A 20,227-nucleotide genomic window follows, 5' to 3' on the forward strand; every position below is an offset into this window, starting at 1 on the left:
CAACCGTCGCACCAGGCGAAATGGCGACGGGGTGCTCCCCGGAGTGCGGACCGATCGGCAGCTCACAAGTTGATGACGATTGAACAATCGGGGCCCTCCAGGCGACTTAGGAGATCCTTATTTAGGTTAGCCTAACCTCATGCATCACGCCCTGTTGGCCGCGGACACGGCCGGATACACCATGCCCCAGCTCTGGCGGGTCCTCACCAAGGCCGGCTACTTCATCGGCCTCAGCGGAGCCCTCGGCGCCACCATCACGTACGCGACCACCGTGCGCCCGGCACTGCGTGCGCCGGAAACCAGCCGCCAGGATGCCGAGGTCCTGCGAAGTAGATCCGCGACCTACCTCGCCTGGGCAGGGGTGGTGCTGCTGGTCGCCGGCTACTTCCAGCTCGCCGCCCGTCTCGCCCGCGCCGGCAAGGGCATACCGTTCGGCGATGCCCTCGCGCTGGACCGGATCTGGGACTACCTCCACGCCCCGGCCGCGAAGGGCGCCTGGATCGCCCAGGGCACCGTCTACCTGGTCCAGAACGCGGTCCTGGCCGTGACGGCCGCAACGCTGATCGCCCTCTTCGTGCCCGCTGCCCGCCGCCACACGGACGCCATCGCCCTCACCGCGCTGCCGCTCTCCCTCGCCGTCACCCTGATCGCGGCCGTCCCCGCCACCAAGCCCGCCGACCTCGACCGCTGGCTCGACCTCGCCTTCGACCAGACCCACATCATCTCCGGCGCCGTCTGGCTCGGTGGCCTCGCCCTCCTGGCCGCGCTCGCCGGCACCCGTGGCCGCCTCGGCGACGGCGCCGGTCTTCTCTGGGCCGACAAGTGGCGCCGGTTCAGCCTCGTCGCCATGATCTGCGTCGGCGCCGTCACCATCTCCGGCCTCTGGCTCAGCTGGAAGCACGTCGGTGCGATCTCCCAGCTGTGGACCACCGGCTACGGCATCGCCCTGCTCGTCAAGATCCTCCTGGTCGCCGGCCTCGTCGCCGCGGGCGCCTTCAACCAGTTCTGGCTGATGCCCCGCATCGTCCAGGCCCGCCGCGCCGACGACACTTCCTCCCTGCTCCACCTGACCCTGCGGCACTTCCCGAAGGTCGTCTGGGGCGAGGTCGTTCTCGGCATCGCCGTCCTCCTGGTGATGCCCTTCATCGCCGGCTCCGCCCGCACCGAGGCCGGCAGCGCCAAGGCCGTCTCCTCCGGCAGCATCTTCGCCGGCGGCACCGCCCTCGTCATCGCGCTGGCCGTCTCGCTCTACGCCACGGCCAGGGCTTCCGACGCCCTCTCCCACCGCCCGGCGGCAACGACCGCCTGAACAGAACGCCCACACCGAGCCGCACAGGCGGCCGGGGAGATGGGGCCGTACGGGGCCCGCTCCGCATGTCGAAGCCCCCGCCGGATCGGCGGGGGCTTCGACAAACTCCAGCAGGCCCTGACTCCAAGAGACCTGACAACCGCTGTGCAGCAGCTGACCACCCCGACGTCTGCGGCTGTCACTCCCTGGTTCCGGTCGCAGCCACACCGAAGGTGAGCGCGCCCGCCAGTAGCGCGCAGACGAGTGCGAAGGCCGCCCACTGTCCGATGGAGTCGACCCGGTCGCCGAGCCCGAGCAGTTGCCAGGCGGTGTCCCGCAGCGCCAACGAGACCGGCAGTGTCAACGCGCCAGCGGTGGTCGCGATCCGGGCGGCCCGTCGCGTCCCCGATGCGGGAGGGGACGCGGCGAACCGCAGGACGCTGTTGCAGATCATCACGAAGGCGAAGGTTCCGCCCGCGAAGACCGCGGCCTCCACGGTGAAGAGCAGCACCCCGGGCCAGCCCTCGCCGGAGGCCAGTCCCGTGGCGACCAGCAGGCCGGCAGTGAGGGCGGCCGCGGCGGCGAGCGGGGCGAAGCGCAGACGCACGAAGCCGAGCACCGTACCGCGCCCGATCAGAGCGGCGAGTGCGCGCCCCGCGCGGGAGCGGGGGCCGGCGAGCAGGTTCGCGAGGGGCGCGAGGTCGTCCAGCCAGTCCCCGCCCGTGCCCTCGGCCCCGCGCACCGGCTCCGGTAGCCGTCGGATCGCCCGGAGGTGCAGCAGCAGGCTCCCGGCCGTCACCCCGGTGAGCGGCAGCAGGGACGCGATCAGCCAGGAGGTGCCACCGTCCCAGGACGCGCGGTCCGCCCGCGCGGCCACCGCCGCCCAGTCGGTGGCGAGCGTGGCGGCGACGAGCAGCGTGCAGACCAGCGCGGCCCGAAGTACCTGCTCGACCCGGTAGCGCGGCAGCGGCCGGTCGCGGCGGCACAGCAGCGCCCGGACCGCACCGAGCGCACTGAGCAGGGGGACGAAGAACATGGTGAAGGTCACCACCGCGTCGTACGGATCGCCCTGCCAGGGGCTGCCCGCCCGCACCGAGCGAACCTGCGTCGTCAGGTAGGCGAACAGGGTGAAGGCGGCGGCGCCGGCGGCGGACGTCGACAGCGCCGCGGCCACGGCGGGCCGAGCGGGGTGTCCGACGTCCAGCTGATCGATCGTCACGTCATCGCGCATGACGGCGATAGTACACATCGCGTAGTACGTGGCACGTAGTTCGCGGCACGTAGTATGGTGCCCCGTCAGATCGGAAGGAACGACACATGCAAGCCAACGACGCCCAGACGCTGGTGCTCTGCGCGCTGGCCGACGGGCCGATGCACGGATACGCCATCAACACGGCGATCGAGGAGCTGACCGGGGAGCGGCTGGGCCCCGGCAGCCTGTACGGGGCGCTGGCCAGGCTGGAGACGAAGCGACTGATCGAGCCGCTCGACGGGCAGGGCCGCCAGCGCCCGGTCCAGCTGACGCCCCTCGGCCGCGAGATCCTGGAACGAGAACTGCGCGCCATGGCCCGCGTCGCGAACGCGGGACTGCGGCGCCTGGGGGTGAACCCGGCGTGAGCGTCGTCACCCGGAGCCTGGTCAGGCTCTACCCGGACGCCTTCCGCGAGCGCTGGGGCTCGATGGTGGAGGACGAGGCCCGCGGCGCGGGCTGGAAGTCGTGGCCCAACCTGGTCGCGGGCATCGTGGACATGTGGCTGCACCCCGCCCACTGGCCCGCCGACTCCCCGGCACAGCGCCACCGGCGGGTGGCCACCATGGGCATCACGGTCGCCCTCGCCGCCTGGTTCCTGAGCCATTTGGCCGCCGAACAAGCCGGCCCCCTGCCCGCCGACGGCGTGCGGAACGGAGTCATGCGCGGCTGCACCACCCTGCTGCTGCTCGGCATCGCCCTCGTCGCACCCCGGCCCCGGCCCACGCCGAGCGCCGCGATCACGTTGCTGGGGTGGGCGCTCCGCCGTCTCGCCGTACCCACGCTCCTCGGCACCACCGTGGTCGTTCTGGTGCACGGCGGCGTGGACGCGGACGCCTCGCCGCCCACCCTGCGCATCGCCGTGCTCGCCGCCTGGTGGATCTCCCTCGGCCTCGGCGCGATCCAGATCCCCCGCATCTTCACCGGCATCGGCGCGGACGCCGTCGTGCCACCCGGCACCGGCCGCCTCCGGGCCGGCGTACGGACCCTCGCCGGTGCCAGCGCCACCGGCGGCGCGACCATCCTCGGACTTTCCATCGCCGCCGACGGATTCCACCCGCTCGGCGCCGGCATCGGCGTGGGCCTGCTCCTGCTGACGGCGGTGTGCGCGGGCACCCTGAGCGACCTGCACGACCTGCGCCACTGAGCGACCTGCCGGCGGCGTCGTGTGAGCCGCTCGGCGCCCGCCCGAGCGGCTCGCCCCGACCGGCAAGCCGCTCCCGACCCACCCGGACGGTGCTCATGCCCGACCTGCTCCGCTCCCTCTACACCCGCCGCCTGCGCCGCGAGGTCATGGCGGGCCCACTGCCCCGGCACATCGGGCTGATCATGGACGGCAACCGCCGCTGGGCCCGACAGATGGGCATGGCCAACCCGAGCCTCGGCCACAAGGCGGGCGCCGAACACGTCGAGGAGGTGCTCTCCTGGTGCGAGGCCCTGGGGATCAAGCACATCACCGTCTTCGTCTGCTCGACCGAGAACCTCCAGCGCCGCGGCGACACCGAAGTCGCCTACCTGATGCGGCTGATCGAGCAGGTGGTCACCGACCGCCTCACCCGCCCGGACGCCCGCTGGCAGGTCCACCTCGCCGGAATGACCGACGCCCTGCCCGACTGCACCGCCCGCGCCCTCAAGGAGGCCGTCGAGGCCACCCGCACCTGCACCACCGGTGCCCACGTCACCCTGGCCGTCGGCTACGGCGGCCGCCAGGAGGTCGTCGACGCCGTGCGCGACCTGATGTACGCGCGGGCCGAGTCCGGCGCATCACTGACCGCAGTAGCCGACACCCTGACGGTCTGCGACATCGCCCCGCACCTCTACACCGCCGGCCAGCCCGACCCCGACCTCGTCATCCGCACCAGCGGCGAACAACGGCTCTCCAACTTCCTGCTCTGGCAGAGCGCCTACTCGGAGCTGTACTTCTGCGAGGCCCACTGGCCCGCCTTCCGCGAGGTCGACTTCCTGCGCGCCGTCCGCAGCTTCGCGGCCAGGCAACGGCGATACGGCAGCTGAGCCCGGTTCTCGCAGGGCGTCACCCGCTCGGACGTACCCGCAGCACAGCCGGCCCCACCCAGGCCGGCTCAGCCCGCAGCACCCCACCCGTACAAGTCGGAAGGCTCCGGGAGGACCGCATCGGCCTGGGGCGGGACGGTGCAGCCCAGGTACTGGAGGCTGTAGAGGACGCCGGCGGCCCCGTGGTCAGCTCCTGCCCTCCGTCCGGGGAAACGACGGCACCGGCTCCACCACACCCCGGCCCCGGGACGAAGCCGCCCGTGGGTCGAGCCCGCCCCGGGCCCGAAGGACCGCTCACCGCTGGGCGGTTTCGTTGGGATCAAGGTGGGGGTGAGGGATGGACGGTGCTTCCCCGGTGGCACCATGGAGCGATGCGATCCGGAACCGACATCACCGAGAACGGCCTGCGGCAGCTGCTCAACGCGTGGGATCCGATCGGCGTCGCCGACGAGGTGCAGGACGAGTACGACTGCATGCTCGCTCCTCTCCTCCAACGGCTCCGGGGCGGTGCCGACCGGACGGAGATCGGCGAGTTCCTGCGGCACGAGCTGGAGGATCACTTCGGTCTCACCCCTCTGCCGTCAGAGCCGGAAGCGACGGCTGCCCGGCTGATGTCCTGGTGGACAGCTGCCCGCACGGCCGACGGCACCGGCTGCGCGTAGTCGCCCCCGCCGGATCGTCTGCTCGTCCGTCCGGGTGTGCCGTTGACGGACGCGCAGTGGACGCGGATCGAGCCGTTGCTTCCGGACCGGACACCGGGGCGGGGTGGCCGGTGGCGGGACCACCGAGAGGTGATCGGGGGTCGAGGAACATCGGAACGAAAACCGGCGCTAAGCCCGGATCGCCGCTGGTCGGCGGCTGACGGTCCGTCGGCACCGGCCGGTCCGTGAAGTCGTTCCACAGATAACGCCCTATTATCTGCGGTATCGCCGATCACGATCTGCGGCGACGTCGCCGGGCCGCTGCGCGAAGCGGCCCTGTTATCTGCGGCAAGGGGAATCCGGTGCCCGTCCTGCTGCTGCCGACCGGGAAGGCGCTGACCGTCCGGACGGCGGCCGACGCCTTCCTCGACTCGCTCACCAACCCGAACACCGTCCGGAACTACGGCATCGCCCTCGGGAAGACCGCCGAGCACCTCGGCGAGGGCCGCCCGCTGGCCGCCGTCGCGGACGACGAGATCGGCGGGGCGCTGGAACTCCTCTGGGGCAGCTCGGCGGTGAACACCTGGAACGCCCGCCGCGGCGCGGTCCTCTCCTGGACCGGCTGGTGCGCCGAGCGCGGCTACGACGGGCCGGCAGTCCCGGCCTGGGCGAAGCGGCTTCCGCCGCCGGACTCCGACACCCCGGTGCGCTCGAAGAAGGCGATCGACCGGCTGATCGCCCGCCGCGACGTCCACCTCCGGGAGAAGACCCTGTGGCGGATGCTCTACGAGACCTGCGCCCGCTCCGAGGAAATCCTGGACGTCAACATCGAGGACCTCGACCTGGCCGGCCGACGGGCCCCGGTGAAGTCCAAGGGTGCCAAGCCCAAGGTGCGCCGGCGCGGCACGGTTCGCGCCGACTACGTGCTGGAGACGGTGTTCTGGGACGCCGGTACCGCCCGGCTGCTGCCGCGCCTGCTCAAGGGCCGCACCCGCGGGCCGGTGTTCGTCACCCACCGCCGCCCCGGACCCGGCAAGATGCTCTCAGCCCGGGACGTCTGCCCAGACACCGGCCTAGCCCGCCTCTCCTACGGCCAGGCCCGCGCGCTGCTCGACCAGCACACCGCGCACGCCGGGCCGGGCACCGGCTGGGACCTGCACGAGTACCGCCACTCCGGCTTGACCCACCTCGGCGAGCAGGGCGCCTCCGAGCTGATGCTGATGGCCAAGTCCCGGCACAAGAAGGTCGAGAACGTCCGCCGGTACTTCAAACCCTCGGCGGCCGCCATCGCGGACGTCACCGCTCTGCTCGCGCCCGGGGACGCCCGCCGCTGACCCGCGCGCGGAGCGGTGCGCGCTGGTGTGCGCTCCAGCGCGCTCCCCGGCAGGGCTGTTCGTCCTGGTGGCGGGGCTGGTGAACTGGTTCACGGCCAGGCCCCGCGGTGCACCGCCCTTCACGCCGACACCGGCTACCCGGTGACGGGCCACGGGCTGGCCGGAGGAGCGTGAACGTCGTGCGGTTGCCCCCTGACCCCCTGGACCTGCGGGACGTGCGTCGCCGTGTCGATGCGGTGCTACAGGAGTTCCTCGACCACCAGGCCCTCCCCGGTCGTCCAGGCCCGCGCGTCCAGCCACACCACCAGCTCGTCCCGGACCTCGGCGAAGTCCCGCCAGCTGCCGTCCTGCTGGATCCCCCCGGCGTGCGAGCGGGCCGTGCCGTCCCGCTCTCCGTACTCCGCCAGCACCGAGGCGTCCTCGATTCCCAGCTGCTCGGCCAAGTACTCCGCCACCTCATGCGGCACCTGCCGCGGGTCCGGCATGAACCGCCCCAGGAAGCGCACCGTCGTCAGCTGCACCGCGAAGCCCAGCCGGTTGTGCGCCCGCCGCTTCGCCTGCACCCTCTCCCGGTCCGCGTCGTCCAGGAAGAAGAACCGCTCCAGCTCCGCGCAGGCGGGGAGCAGGCTGCCGTAGTGGCCGTGCTGCTGCCAGACAAGGGGCCATCCCCGCGCTGGCGGACCGCGGCGAGCCATTGAGTGGTGTGCATCGTGAAGTGGCAGGTCACGATGCACACCACTCATAGGGACACCCCCCGAGGGCTCGTCGGTGTCGGGCGATCAGGGGCAGAAGGACGCCTTCACCGCGGCGACGATGACGGCTCCCTGCTCGGGGGTGAGGGTGACGCTGCCGCCGCTGAAGCGCTGCGCGGCGTTGTTGGCGAGGGTGGTGTCGTCCTTTCCGGCCTTGATCTCCTGGCAGACGTTGAGGGCCTTGCCGATGGCCTTGGCCTGGTCGGCGGCGAGGGCGGGGTCGACGGCCTTCAGGGCGGCGATCAGCCCTGCGGTCTGGGCGACGTTGGGCGACGGGACGCTGCCGACGGCCGGTGCGCTGGCGGCGGCCGGTGCGCTGGATGCCGGGGAGGCGGCGCTGCTGGCCGGGGCCGCGCTGGTGGTGGCGGGTGCGGGCGCGACGGAGGCGCTGCCGCTGCCGTCGTCGTCGCAGGCGGTCAGGGTGAGGAGTGCGGCGGCGGTCAGGCCGACCGTGAGAAGTCGGAGTCTCATGATTGACACGGTGTCAGCAGCGAGGGTGCGGCGGTGCCGTTGTCGCTGGACCGTGACGAGGCCATGGCGCGTGCGGGACGGGGAGTCGGCGGTCGGCGCGCGCACGGGCGGAGCGTCTGTGCGCGCATGCTCCGCCGACGCCACGGCCCTGCGCCCCACCGGCAGGAGCCCTCCCCCCCACTCCCCTCCCCGCACGCGCCCCTCGGAAAAGTCCAGCAGCGGCCCGGAGGGGCGGGCGTCCAGCCGGTGCGCCGCGGTCGACGGACTGCCCGGCACCGGCCCCTGGGTCACTCGGCCGGTGCGCGGGCCGAAGGGCCCGGTCGCTCAGGTTCCGCCGGGTTTGCCCGTCGAGACCAGCAGGAGGACGGACGAGCCCGGTGCCACCGGTTCTGCGCCGCCCCGGGGCTGACTGCTGATCACCTGCCCGGCGGGAGCGTTCCAGTCCGTGTGCCGCATGATCGTGCAGCTCAGTCCGAGTCCGCGCAGCAGGCTTCCGGCCTGTTCGACCGGCATGCCGGCCAGGTCCGGCAGCGCGATGCCCGCTCCCGCGGTCTGCTCCTGCTCCTGTGTCGGAGTCGCATCAGCGCTTCCGCTCTTGGGGGTGCCGGTGGCGAGCGGGGTGCACGCCCCGTTCGCCGGTGGGGACAGGGACGGGGAGGCGCCGGGCGCGGGCGGCACGGGCTTCAGCGCGAAGAACCCCACCGTGGCGCACGCCAGCACGCAGCACGCCGCAGCGGTGCCGAGGAGCGCCCGGCGGGTGCGGCTGCGGCTGACGGCTCGCTCGATCGCGGCCGCGTCGACGACCGGCACCGTCGGCCCGTCGGCGAAGGAGGCCACCGCGGCACGCAGCTCGGCTTCGAGGCCCGGCTCGAACGGGGCCGGTCCGGACGACGTGTTCCTCACTTCGTACCTCCGAAAGCGGCCGACGGCGTGTGCGGCGCCTGGGCGCCCGATACGGAATCGCGCAGCTTGGCCAGGCCGCGGGCGAGCTGGGACCTCACCGCACTCGAAGAGATGTCCAGGACGTCGGCGACCTGCCGGGCGTCCAGATCGTGCAGGTAGTACAGGACCACCACGCTGCGCATGCCCATCGGCAGCCCGAGCAGTGCCTCGATCAGTTCCGCGCGCAGATCCACCTGCCCGAACCGGTCCCGGGGGTCGGCCGTCTCGGGCACCCCCGACAGCCCGAGGCGCTCGCCCCGGCGCGACAGCCGCCGCCAGCGGTCGTTGGCCAGGTTGACCAGCACTTTGCGCACGTACGCCTCCGGCGAGTCCGCCACCGCGACCTTCCGCCACTGTCGGCACGCCCGCTCCAGCGCCTCCTGCACCAGATCCTCGGCCACGTGCACGTCACCGGTCAGCGCATACGCGGTGCGGAACAACGCTCCCGACCGCTGTGCGACGAACTCCGTGAATCCGTTGCCCGGACCGCTCCTGCGAAACCTCACCCGCCGACCTCCTCTCCTCGTCCCGTCCCGATCACTGCCCCCATGACGGCGGAACGGGGCCGGGTGCTGCACCGAGCCGCCGGCAGTGACGTGAATCACAGCCGGGACGGAAGGGTGTCCCAGGACCTCGCGCCGCTGCCGCCCGGGGTGCGGGCGGGGCCCGGCGAAGCGGAGGGCCGCCGGGCGGGCGGCCCTCAGTCGGCCGAGAAGAACGGGGGCGCCTCTTGCCAGATACTACGGTGACCGTACTACGGTGTGCCGGGTGAAGAACAAACGCTCCATGCAGGAGCCGACCTTCCTCCTCCTCACCGCACTCGCCGACCGGCCGCGCCACGGCTACGCGCTCGGGGACGAGGTCGCCGCGATCTCCGACGGTCGGGTGCGACTGGGCGCAGGCAGCCTCTACGGCACCCTTGACCGCCTGCTGGCTGAGGGGCTGATCCGCGTCGAGCGCGAGGAGACGGTGGACGGACGCCCCCGACGCGTGTTCACCCTCACCCCGGACGGAGAACAGTCGCTCAGGACCGAGGCCGACCGCCTGCGCTCCGCCCTGCGCGAGGCGGACCGCCGCCTGGCGGCACCCCGGACCCGTTCCGCAGGAGGCTCGGCATGACCTCGAAGCACCCCCTGAACGCCTGGCTTCTCCGGCGGGCCCTCGCGCTCTACCCGTCCTCGTACGGCACCGGCGCGCTCGCGGAGGTGACCGACTTCGCCGCCCGCCGGATCGCTCTCCGGTCCGGCCGGAGGGCTGCGCGAGGTGGCCGACGTCGCCGGGCACGGAGTCCGGGTCCGGCTCGGCCTGGTCTCCCACCGCCCGACGGGCCGGGCGTTCGCCACCGCGGCGCCGATCGCCGCCCTGCTCGCCGGAACCTACGCGGCAGCCTCGGTCGTGCGCGACGTGCGAACCGCCGTCAGCCCCGAGACCCACGGCTCCTCCACCAGCGGCTTCCCCGACGGAGGCCCGCTCCTGGCGGCGGTCTCGTTCCTCGTCCCGGCCGCGCTCACGGCCTGCGCGGTGGTGGCCGACCGCTGGTCCGCCGCACGGGTCCTGGCCCTGCTGGCCGCCGCTTCGGCGGCACTGTTCTGCCTGCTGTCCTACACCGGGCTGCTCGGCCCGGACCGAGCCGCAGCAGCCGAACTCGGCCTCGGCCCGCGCGGGTTGGGGCTGATCACGCTCAACACCCTGATCCTCCTGCTCGCCCCGCCCGACCGGGAGCGCCGCCCCGGCACCGGGCTGTGGCTCGCCGTCGTCGTCACGGCCTCGGCCCTCGGTGCCGCCGGCGGCGGGGAGGAATGGATCGAGGTCCTCACGACCTCCGGGCTCGGCCTCTGGGCCCCGCTCGCCACCGGAGCCGCGCTGGCCCGCAGCACCCACGGGCCCAGGGACGCGGTGATGGCCGCCACCGTCCTCGCGGCCCCACCGCTGCTCACCCCCTGCTCTTCGGCGGCCAGGCGTCCGCCGCCACCGCCCTGCTGCCCCAGCTCCTCGTCCTGTCCGCCTTCGGCTACCTGGCGGCCCGAGGCGCGATCCTCCTGTACCGCCGCCTTCCGAGGAGGGGGCTTTCCCGCAGCTGACCCACGCACCCTCCCTGCTCCCTGAAGGTGAGCAGTCGGCTGCCGGTCGGACCGCACGGAAGCGGACCGGCGAGCAGGCACTCCCCCGCGCGGCGGCCGGACGCTTCGGGGCCGTGCCGCCACCACGGGCTCCGGGACTACCGGAGCTCCCAGACCCGTAGGTCAGGGCGGGCGCTCCGGTCGTCCCGGTACACCTCGTGCCGGTAGCCCGCGTCGGCCGGCCGCCCAGGCACCGGGCCTTCGCCGCCGCCCCAGGGGTGGGCCGTGGTGACGACCCGGCAGGCGTCGAAGACGAACAACGGGCGGCGGAAGACCGCCACCAGGCTGCGCAGCGGGTGCCGGACCACGTCCGGCACCCGCTGCCGGGAACGGGGGGCCATCCCCGCGGGCGCGGGAAGCAGTCGTTCCTCCGCCCAGGCCCGCAGCTTCCCCGGGTCCGGGCAGGCGACGGCGATCGGCTCCGTCCACACCGCGCGGCCGTCGGCCGTGCAGGGGTAGGCAGGCCGGCCGTTGCCGTAGGCGGGGTCGGGAACCCCGAACGCCAGTTCCTTGCCGGTGTAGCCGGTCAGGACGTCGGCGAAGAGCCGCCAGTACGCGCGGTTCATGCCGGTCCGGGCCCAGAACGCCTTGTAGGCCCGTTCCTTCGCCGCCTGCTTCTTCGCCCGCTCCCGTTCCTGCTCGACGCGCCGTTCCGCCTCCAGCCGCTCCTGCTCGGCACGCCGTTCCGCGGCTTCCCGCTCGCGCTGTTCCTTCTCCTCCACGTGCTGGGCGTGCTGGTGGGCGAGGGCCGCGTAGGCGGGGGCGGTCCACCACGCCTGCCAGGAGTGGTTCGAGGTGCCTGTCCAGCCTGCCGCCCACTCGCCACGTAGCGTTCTACTGACCCGTTTGCCGTGGTGTGTCGCGCTGTGCGGGACGACCTGGCCCCGCAGCACCCACGCCACGGCGTCCGCCAGTGTCGCGTCGACCGGCCACCACTGCGCGAAGACGTCCGGGTGCGCGGGGTTCCATTCGAAGCGGGCCAGGCCCGCGGTCACCTTCCACACCGCCTCCCGCCCCTCGGGCAGGTTGACCAGGAGCGTCGGCACGCTCCCCGCCCACGGCCGGGGCTGCAGGCCGAACCAGCACACCCGCACCCCGTCGCGCGCGTACCGGCTCGTGCGGTACTTGATGTCCTCGACCGTGATCGGGGACAGCTGGACCTCCAGCGCCATCAGCCACCCGCCGCTCTGGTCGAAGACCATCACGTCCGCCCGCCACAGCCCGGCCGGGTCGCCGACTTCGAGTTCGGCGCGGAAGCCGACGGCGCGGGCAAGGGTCACCAGCTCCAGCTTCAGCAGGTGGTGCTCCGACGACTCGTTCGCCAGCGAGCACGACGGCGGCTTGACCCGGTGGTAGAGGTGCCGGTTGCCGAGCTTGGAGACCCGCGCGAAGACCTGCCCACCGCACTCGGGGCACGTCAGCTCGATCCCGGGCACCCGGTGGATCGCCTCCCACGATCTGCCGACCCCGAGGTCGGGCAGGGTGATGTCCACCCTGCCCCACTCGCCGTGCACGGCGGTGAACTGCACCGGCGCCCCACCCGTCAGCCGACGTCGACCGGTACGCTTGGCTCCAGGCCCACGCACCGCTTGCCAACTCGGCGGAACTGTAGGTGAGTTGCCCATCGCAGGAGTGCGGGTTCACGGTGCTGCCACTCATGTAGGTGAACGCCGTTGCCGGGTCACTCGCCGCCGGCGTCCGGGTCGCGCAGGGGCCGCAGCCCGCCGGGCAACTCGGGCAGCAGGAAGCTGTACCGGCCGAGCATGTTGACGTGGTGACGGACGAACGGCGAGAGCCGGGCGACGTCCTCGTCGCGGACGTCGAAGCCCTCCGCGCGGAGCTGGGTGATGGCGGCGTCCATGTAGCGGGTGTTGAAGAGCACCAGGGCGTTGAGGACCAGGCCGAGCGCGCCGAGCTGGTCCTCCATGCCCTCCTGGTAGTGCTGGTAGAGCTGCCCGGCGCGGCCGTGGAAGATCTTCCGGGCGAGGGCGTGGCGGCCCTCCTGGAGGTTGGCCTGGGCCTTGATCTGGCGGCGGTAGGACGGCTCGTCGGCCAGGCGCAGGATGTGCAGGGTCTTGGCGATCCGGCCGTAGTGCGCGATGGCGTCGCCGAGCACGGTCGGGCGGCCGTCGCGCGACAGCATGCGGATCACGTCGTAGGCGCGCACCGCGCCGGTGTGGATCGAGCCGATGATCCGCAGCACGTCCTCCCAGTTCCGCTCGACCCTCTCCAGGTCGATCCGGCCGCGGGCGGCGTCGTTGAAGGCGCCGTAGTCGGCGGCGCGGTCGATGCGCCACAGCTTCTGGTCGGGCAGGTCCGCCAGCTGCGGCGCGTAGGCGAACCCTGCCAGGGTGAGCAGGCCGAAGACGATGTCGGAATACGAGGCGGTGTCGGTGACGATCATCTCCGGGCGACGCCCGCCGTCGCGGTCGTAGAGGACGTCCAGCACGTACAGGGAGTCGCGCGGGGTGCCGGCCACTACCTTCCCGCCGAGCCCGGCGGCCTGGTCGTTGAGCAGGTTCAGCCACGTCGCCCCGCCCCGGCGCCCGAAGTACTTCGGGTTCGGCCTGGCGTACACCGAGGGCACCGGGACGACGAAGCGCATGCCGTCGACCGAGGCGACCAGACCGCCGCCCCAGGCCCGGGCGAGCGGGATCGACGCCTGGGCGTCGATGAGCGCCGAGTTGGCCTGCCGGTAGGTCTCCATCCGCAGATACGTCTGGTCGACGTGGGACAGCCGCCCGTACTTGAGGGCGTCCGCGCCGCCGGCCACCGGGGTGAGGCCGACGTTGCAGCCGTGCGCGACCAGCAGCGCGGCGATCGTCACCGGCAGGTCCCTCAACCGGGCCTCGCCACCGGTGACCGAGGTGAACGCCCGGTCCGCGCCGGTCCAGGAGAACACCTCCAGCAGCACCTCCGGCAGGTCCACCCTGGGCAGCATCGCGTTCACCGCCGCCCGCAGCGAGGCGGGCTCCAGCTCGGGCTCCAGCGCCGCGAAGTGCAGCCGGCCGTCCCCGTCGGCGCTGATCTGGGCGTTCGCCGGGAGCCGGGCGGCGACCTCCCGGTAGGTGCCGTCCAGCAGCGCGGCCCGCGCGGCCAGGTGCTCGGCGGCGTCCGCCGGCAGGCCGAGCGAGGCCAGCACGGTGGGCCGGGCCCTGCTCCCACGCCTGGCCGGCCAGCAGCTTCGCCCGCGGGTCGCCCCACTTCGAGGAGTTCACCGCGAAGACCTCCTTGCGCCGCAGCAGCCGGTGCACCTGCTCCAGCACGCAGAAGGCGTACGCCTTCCAGTCCACCTCGCCCGGCTCCAGGTGCGGCACGGCCAGCACCAGGCGCTTCCACGACCCGGCCAGCAGGGCGGTGTCGATCTCCGCCTCGCCGACCTTCTCGCCTCGCCGACCTTCTTGCGGCCGAGCAGGTCCGGCAGCGACTTCAGCGCCCGCAGCACCGGCTCGCCCTCGGCGGTCGCGTCGAAGTCGACGACGTCCAGCAGCAGCTTCAGGAACGGCCGCACGGTGGAGAACCGGGACACCAGCATCCGCCGCCACGCCTCGTCGGCGTCGGAGTCCAGCGGCGGCGCCAGCTCGACCATCGCGGCCACCGCCGCGGCGAGCTCCTTGCGGGGCACCACCGCCTCGATCGCCTCCCACATCGCCGCCAGCGTCTCCACCCTCGGCGCGGTGATCTCCCCGGTGGAGGTGTCGACCCGCTCGGCGGTCTCCTCCAGCACCACCTGCAGCGCGGCGGCGAGCTTCGCGCCGGCCCGCTCCACCTTCGGCAGGGTCTTCAACTTCTCCTTCGCGGTCTCCCGCTCCGCCCGCGCCAGCAGCCTGGTGGCGACCAGCACGTCCAGCAGGTCCAGCGCGTCGTCCACCGCCCTGGTCGTCAGGTGCACCGCGGTGGCCAGCAGCGTCGCCAGGCGCCGGGCGTCGCCGTGCCGACGCAACAGCGACGCCTTCCCGTCCACGCCGTACCGGGACAGCTCCGCCAGCCGGCGCGGCGGCACCCCGGACACGTCGACCTTGCCCATGCCCAGCGCGGCGATCTCCTGGGCGCGCTCCAGCGCGGCCTTCATCTGTGGGCCCGACACCCGCACCGGCCCGCGCCGCAGCCGGTCCAGCTCCGAGACCCGCGCCCCGGCCGGCACCGCCAGCAACTCGTCCAGCACCGCCCGCTGGCCGGGCGTCAGCAGGCCGTGCAGCGTCTCCCACAGCCGCTGGTTCGCCGTCTCCCGCACCGACGCCACCAGCCGGGCCAGCGTCGTCACCCCCGGCAGCAGCACCCTCCGCTCGCGCAGCCACCCCACCGCGGCGTCGAACAGCGCCTTCGGCCCCTCCCCGGTCGTCCAGGCCCGCGCGTCCACCCACGCCCGCAGCTCCGGCTCGACCTCGGCGAACTCCCGGTACTCCAACAGCCGCCGCAGCTCACGCACGTGGTCGAGCCGGGTGTTCTCCCGCTCGCCGTACGCCTCCAGCACCGAGGCGTCCTCGATGTCCAGCTGCTCGGCCAGGTAGTCCGCGACCTCCACCGGCACGTCGGTCGGGTCGTCCAGGAACACCCCGAGGTAGCGCACCGTCGTCAGCTGAGCGGCGAAGCCAAGCCGGTTGTGCGAGCGCCGCTTCGACTCCACCAGCTCCCGGTCCGCGTCGTCCAGGAAGAAGAACCGCTCCAGCTCCGCGCGGGCCGGCGCCCCTCGGAACGCCGCGTACCCCGCGGCCTGCTCATCCGTCAGAAACTCGACCGGCACCCCGGACCTCCAGGCAGTTGATCAACACGACTGCCGAAGGTTCAACCACCACGGAACCGCAGGTCAACGGGCTCTGGAGAGCACGGAGGGCTTAGCGCCGGTTTTCGTTCCGATGTTCCTCAACCCCCTGATCGACGCCATCGCCCGGAAGTTTCGGACAGGGGCACAGCGGGTGCACCTGCCGGAGAGGTACGGCAACTGGCAGGGCGTCTGCAACCGGCTGCGAACTGACCTGGATCGTCTCGGTGGAACCGGGGCCGGGTGGGTGAGGCCCCGGCGGGCAGCAGTAGGGTGCGGCGCTGACGGATTGATCATGTGTCGGCGGACGGGCACAGCGCGCGTGAGGAACTCGGCGTGAGGTACGGAAATCAGGAGCACCTGCGGCGGTCCCCCTACTGGGACGGGTCCCACCAACCGCAGCAGCCGGGTGGTGTCCCGCTGTGGCAGCGGTTCCGGGGCGAGGAGTGGCCGACCCTGCGGGAGGTGCTGGCGCCCGTGCGGCGGACGGTCGGGGGCTGGGTCCTGGTGCCGCTGATGTTCTGCCTGTGGCCGTTGCTGGTGCTCCTGGGGCTCTACCCGATGGCCAGGACGGCGCGGCGGCAGGCGCGGCGGGTGTTCGCGGTGCCGGGGCCGCCGGGGATCACCGACGAAGCGGTGCTGCGGGTGCAGCGGATCCGGGGGTGGCTGGCGCTCGCGGCGGCGTTCTGGGTCCTTGTGGTGTACGGGTCGGCGGACGACTGGGGCCGGCTCGACGAGCAGTTCGAGGTCCGACTGGCGGTCACGCCGGTGCTGGTGCTGGTGACCACGCCGGTGGTGGTCGGGGTCCTGTTCCGGCTCGCCGGGCCGGCCGCCCGACCGGCCATGCGGGCGCAGGTGCGGCCTGCGGTGCTGATGGCCCTGAAGTACGTGGGCGCGTGCACGGCGGTTCCGGCTCTGCTGTGGCTGGCCTCGCAGGCGCGGGGGTCGGTCCAGGGCCTGTTCCTCGGGCCGCTGTTCGACCTGCTGGTCATGACGGCGCCGATCTGGGTGCTGATGTTCGTGGCCTTCGCCTCGCCGACGGTGGCCCGTACGGCATTCACCATGGACCGGGTGCACGCGACGTTCCCGCCCATCCTCACCGGCATCGTGGTCTGGGAGCTCGCCGGGATCGGGCTGCTGTTCGGCGGTCTGCCGCCCGGCCCGCCGCCCGTCCAGCTGTGCGCCGTGGTCGGCGGACCCGCGACGGTGACGGCGGTGGCCTGGTGGGAGGTGCACCGGCTCCGTACACGCTTCGGGGTCTCCTTGCGCGGGCGGGCGACGGCCGCGAACGGACGGTAGTCCGACCCCGTTCGGGAGGTGTGCCCCTGCCCCAGCCGGCCCGCGCGCCCGCGCCCCTCGACTCCTGCTGCACCGCTGCCCCGCTGCACCCGGCCCGGGCTCCGGCGACGGCGGAGGAGGCTTCGACGCGCCGGTCCGGGTGGTCCTCCGCGCCACCACGGGAGCGCCTCGCACGGGGGCGCCCCGCCGCCGAGGGGCGCCGGACCCTGTCCGGCATGCGGGCGCGGGCAGCCGGCCTCCCCTGTCCGGTAAGCGATCACCGGTCTCCTGCCACGCTCCCTCCCGGTCTCCTCCCCACCCATTGACGACCCTTCGGGAAAGCGCTTACCGTCGTCCCGCCCGGCCCCCACCTCCAGGGAGGACCTCCCCTCGTGCCCACCGCACCGAACCCCGCCCTGCTCTCCCGCCGCCGCCTGCTGCAACTCGCCGCCATCAGTACCACCGCCCTCGCACTCGGCGCCCTCCCCACCCCCGCCACGGCCGCGGCCGACGCCTACGACACCCTCCGCCTCCGCTGGCGCGACCTGCTCACCGGCACCGGCTTCGACCCGGCCACCGCCCCGTACGCCACCACCCTCGCCGCCCTGGGCGACCGGGCCCGCACCCAGCTCCAGGCCATGGCCCCGGCCTCCACCTCCCTCTGGCCGGACCTCCCCCTGGGCACCAACTCGGCCAACGTCACCGCCTCCCACACCCGCCTGCGCACCATGGCCATGGCCTGGGCGCAGCCCGGCACCGGTCTGACCGGTGACCAGACCCTCGCCACCGCGATCACCACCGGCCTGAACCACCTCAACACCACCACCGGCGCCTACACCCCCACGACCACCGCCTACGGCAACTGGTGGGACTGGCAGATCGGCACCCCGCAGGCCCTCCTCGACATCTGCGTCCTGGCCCACGACCTCCTGACGCCCACCCGGCTCTCCGCCCTGCTCGCCGCCGTGGACCGCCAGGTCCCCGACTCCCAGGTGTCGAGCTACACCGGCACCAGCACGGGCGGCAACCGGGTGGACCTCTGCCGCGTCCTGGCCCTGCGCGGCGTGCTGGGTCGCGCCTCCGCCAAGCTCACCACCGCCACCACCGCGCTCTCCCCGGTCTTCCCGTACGTACTGACCGGCGACGGCCTGTACGCCGACGGCTCCTTCGTGCAGCACACCTGGGTGCCGTACACCGGCTCCTACGGCGAGGTGCTGCTCGGCGGCCTGAGCAGGCTCTTCGCCCTGCTGGCCGGTTCCGCCTGGCAGATCTCCGACCCGTCCCGGCAGAACGTCTTCGACGCCGTCACCGACGCCTACGCGCCCTTCCTCTACAACGGCCTGGTAATGGACTCCGTCAGCGGGCGGGCCGTCAGCCGGGGCCGCCAGAGCGGCGACCAGTTCCAGCTCCAGCAGGACGACCACACCCGGGGCCACACCCTGATCGGCCACATCCTCCGCCTCGCCGACTCCGGCGCCGCCCCGGCCGGCCAGGCCGCCGCCTGGCGCTCCGCCGTGAAGGGCTGGCTCACCCGTGACTACTACCTCCCCTACCTCTCCAACGCCTACCTCGACGTCCCCGAGCTCGCCCGCGCCCAGGCGCTCCTGAACTCCGCCACCGCCGCCTCCCCCGAGCCGCTCGGCGCCCGGGTGTTCGCGATGGACCGCGCCGTGGTCCGCCGCTCCGGCTGGGCCGCCTCGCTCAGCCTCTGCTCCGCCCGCACCACCTTCTACGAGACCGGCAACGGCGAGCACCTGCGCGGCTGGCACACCAACAACGGCATGCTCTCCTGGTGGGGTGCCACCTCCGGCAACGGCCAGTACTCGGACGCCTTCTGGCCCACCGTGGACCCGTACCGCCTCCCCGGCACCACCGTCTCCGCCAAGCCGCTCGCCGACGCCGCCGGCGGCGCCTGGGGCGCACCCCGCCCGGACTCCACCTGGGCCGGCGGCGCCACCGACGGCACCTACGCCGCCGTCGGCCAGGACCTGCGTGGCCTCTCCTCCACCCTGACCGGACGCAAGTCCTGGTTCCTGCTGGACGATTCGGTGGTCTGTCTCGGCGCGGGCATCGGCTGCACCGACGGCACCCCGGTGGAGACCGTCGTCGACAACCGCAACCTCGGCCCCGCAGGCACCCACGCCCTCACCGTGGACGGCGCCGCCCAGCCCACCACCCTCGGCTGGTCCCAGCGCTTCGACGGCGCCCGCGCCGTCGCCGTCGCGGGCTTCGGCGGCTACGTCCTGCCCGCCGGCACCACCCTCCAGGCGAAGCGCGAGGCCCGCACCGGCAGCTGGCACGACATCAACACCAACGGCTCCGCCGAGCAGCTCACCCGCCGCTACCTCACCCTCTGGTTCGACCACGGCACCAACCCCACCGACGCCGGGTACGAGTACCAACTGCTGCCCGGCGCGACCGCCGCGGCCACCGCGGCCCGGGCGGCCGCCCCCACAGTCACCACCCTCGCCAACTCCCGTACGGTTCAGGCGATATCCGACTCCGCCTCGGGTGTGACGGCCGCCAACTTCTTCGCCGCCGGCACGGCCGGGCCGCTCACCGCCTCCGCCCCCTGCTCGGTGCTGGTCCGCGACACCGGCAGCACCCGCACCGTCACCGTCGCCGACCCGTCCCGCCGGGCCGCCACCGTCACGGTCACCCTCGCCGGCACGGGCCGCCCCACCGCGGCCGCCGAAGGCGTCAGCGTGCTCTCCACCGAGGGCACGGTCACCCTCCTGGTGGAGCTCGGCGGCACCCAGGGCGCCGGCCGCACCATCACCCTCACCACCGCCTCCGGCGCCCCGGCGACCGCCACCGCGACCCTGCTCGACCCCACTCAGGACAGCTTCGTCCGCGACGGCTCCTACGCCACCACCAACTACGGCACCGCCACCACCCTGACGGTCAAGAACACCGATACCACCGACAGCGGCTTCAGCCGCCGCGCCCTCTTCACCTTCGACACCACCGCCGTCCCCGGCACCGTCCGCCGCGCCGTCCTCTGGGTCCACGGCGCGGTCGCCGACTCCGGCGGCACCCTCGCCACCCTCCAGGCCTTCACCACCGCCCCCACCCCCTGGACCGAACTCGCCGTCACCTGGGCCAACGCCCCCGCCCTGGCCCAACCCCTCGGCACCGGCCGGATCTCCACCACTCCCGACTGGATCCCCCTCGACGTCACCTCCGCCGTCACCCCGGGCAACCCCTCCCTCGCCCTGGCCCTCTTCCAGCCCCTCGCCACCGTCGGCCTCGCCGTCAACCTCGACGCCCGCAGCCACACCGCCTTCCATCCCGTCCTGGAGGTGATCAGCTCCTGACCGGCCACCGCCGCACCACGGGGTGTCATGACGTCGGTGGCCGCCCCGATCAGGGGAGAC

The 20,227-nt window shown here is 73.3% G+C and carries 15 protein-coding genes and 2 pseudogenes; 10 read left to right on the top strand and 7 right to left on the bottom strand.

Features of this window, described 5'->3' with window-relative positions; genetic code table 11:
* The first annotated feature begins 139 nt into the window (after window positions 1-139).
* Window positions 140-1,309 (top strand): copper resistance D family protein, encoded by a 1,170-nt coding sequence (locus ACFVVA_RS01695; RefSeq protein ID WP_387684640.1) that lies wholly within the window; start codon window positions 140-142, stop codon window positions 1,307-1,309.
* Window positions 1,310-1,487: 178 nt separating this feature from the next.
* Here ACFVVA_RS01695 and ACFVVA_RS01700 read toward each other — a convergent pair whose 3' ends face one another.
* Entirely contained in the window at window positions 1,488-2,519 is a 1,032-nt protein-coding gene (locus ACFVVA_RS01700) for a hypothetical protein (protein WP_387684642.1), read from the bottom strand.
* A gap of 86 nt (window positions 2,520-2,605) precedes the next feature.
* On the opposite strand from ACFVVA_RS01700, the gene ACFVVA_RS01705 reads away from it, so the two are divergent.
* From ACFVVA_RS01705 to ACFVVA_RS01725, 5 genes are all read left to right on the top strand, one after another.
* Entirely contained in the window at window positions 2,606-2,905 is a 300-nt protein-coding gene (locus ACFVVA_RS01705) for a helix-turn-helix transcriptional regulator (RefSeq protein ID WP_359902429.1), read from the top strand.
* Window positions 2,902-3,684, top strand: a complete 783-nt coding sequence (locus tag ACFVVA_RS01710; protein WP_387684644.1) for a hypothetical protein — start codon at window positions 2,902-2,904, stop codon at window positions 3,682-3,684. Before ACFVVA_RS01705 ends, ACFVVA_RS01710 begins: the two co-directional genes overlap by 4 nt.
* Window positions 3,685-3,773: 89 nt before the next feature.
* Window positions 3,774-4,550 carry a polyprenyl diphosphate synthase gene (uppS, locus tag ACFVVA_RS01715; RefSeq protein ID WP_387684646.1) on the top strand — a complete coding sequence of 259 codons (777 nt, stop codon included), beginning with the start codon at window positions 3,774-3,776 and terminating at the stop codon, window positions 4,548-4,550.
* Between the two features lie 371 nt (window positions 4,551-4,921).
* Window positions 4,922-5,212, top strand: coding sequence for a hypothetical protein (locus ACFVVA_RS01720; protein WP_387684648.1), 291 nt, complete (start codon window positions 4,922-4,924; stop codon window positions 5,210-5,212).
* Between the two features lie 341 nt (window positions 5,213-5,553).
* On the top strand, window positions 5,554-6,525 hold the full coding sequence (locus ACFVVA_RS01725) for a tyrosine-type recombinase/integrase (RefSeq protein ID WP_387684650.1): 972 nt from the start codon (window positions 5,554-5,556) through the stop codon (window positions 6,523-6,525).
* Between the two features lie 263 nt (window positions 6,526-6,788).
* Here the strand turns inward: ACFVVA_RS01725 and ACFVVA_RS01730 are convergent.
* The 4 genes and pseudogenes from ACFVVA_RS01730 to ACFVVA_RS01745 all read right to left on the bottom strand — a co-directional run.
* Window positions 6,789-7,220, bottom strand: a pseudogene (locus tag ACFVVA_RS01730) (DUF4158 domain-containing protein); the annotation flags it as partial.
* A gap of 84 nt (window positions 7,221-7,304) precedes the next feature.
* Window positions 7,305-7,748 carry a DUF732 domain-containing protein gene (locus ACFVVA_RS01735; RefSeq protein WP_387684652.1) on the bottom strand — a complete coding sequence of 148 codons (444 nt, stop codon included), beginning with the start codon at window positions 7,746-7,748 and terminating at the stop codon, window positions 7,305-7,307.
* A 324-nt stretch (window positions 7,749-8,072) separates the two neighbouring features.
* On the bottom strand, window positions 8,073-8,651 hold the full coding sequence (locus ACFVVA_RS01740) for a PASTA domain-containing protein (RefSeq protein ID WP_387684653.1): 579 nt from the start codon (window positions 8,649-8,651) through the stop codon (window positions 8,073-8,075).
* Window positions 8,648-9,196, bottom strand: a complete 549-nt coding sequence (locus tag ACFVVA_RS01745) for a SigE family RNA polymerase sigma factor (protein WP_387684655.1) — start codon at window positions 9,194-9,196, stop codon at window positions 8,648-8,650. The genes ACFVVA_RS01740 and ACFVVA_RS01745 overlap by 4 nt, the downstream gene beginning before the upstream one ends.
* Window positions 9,197-9,476: 280 nt before the next feature.
* Here ACFVVA_RS01745 and ACFVVA_RS01750 point away from each other — a divergent pair, with 280 nt between their 5' ends.
* The gene (locus ACFVVA_RS01750) at window positions 9,477-9,809 is read left to right on the top strand and encodes a PadR family transcriptional regulator (RefSeq protein ID WP_073810844.1); all 333 of its coding nucleotides are present in this window, start codon (window positions 9,477-9,479) and stop codon (window positions 9,807-9,809) included.
* Window positions 9,810-9,953: 144 nt separating this feature from the next.
* On the top strand, window positions 9,954-10,796 hold the full coding sequence (locus ACFVVA_RS01755) for a hypothetical protein (protein WP_387684657.1): 843 nt from the start codon (window positions 9,954-9,956) through the stop codon (window positions 10,794-10,796).
* 112 nt (window positions 10,797-10,908) lie between these two features.
* Here ACFVVA_RS01755 and ACFVVA_RS01760 read toward each other — a convergent pair whose 3' ends face one another.
* Together ACFVVA_RS01760 and ACFVVA_RS01765 are read right to left on the bottom strand one after the other, a co-directional pair.
* On the bottom strand, window positions 10,909-12,339 hold the full coding sequence (locus tag ACFVVA_RS01760; protein WP_387684659.1) for a competence protein CoiA: 1,431 nt from the start codon (window positions 12,337-12,339) through the stop codon (window positions 10,909-10,911).
* A 152-nt stretch (window positions 12,340-12,491) separates the two neighbouring features.
* A pseudogene (locus tag ACFVVA_RS01765) lies at window positions 12,492-15,554 on the bottom strand (Tn3 family transposase).
* 354 nt (window positions 15,555-15,908) lie between these two features.
* Between ACFVVA_RS01765 and ACFVVA_RS01770 the strand changes: the two are divergent.
* Entirely contained in the window at window positions 15,909-16,871 is a 963-nt protein-coding gene (locus ACFVVA_RS01770; protein ID WP_387684661.1) for a hypothetical protein, read from the top strand.
* Between the two features lie 371 nt (window positions 16,872-17,242).
* Window positions 17,243-20,167, top strand: a complete 2,925-nt coding sequence (locus tag ACFVVA_RS01775) for a polysaccharide lyase family 8 super-sandwich domain-containing protein (RefSeq protein ID WP_387684663.1) — start codon at window positions 17,243-17,245, stop codon at window positions 20,165-20,167.
* The last annotated feature ends 60 nt before the right edge of the window (window positions 20,168-20,227 follow it).

Origin of the sequence: Kitasatospora sp. NPDC058048 (assembly GCF_042885555.1) — a bacterium.
GTDB classification, from domain to species: domain Bacteria; phylum Actinomycetota; class Actinomycetes; order Streptomycetales; family Streptomycetaceae; genus Kitasatospora; species Kitasatospora lactacystinica.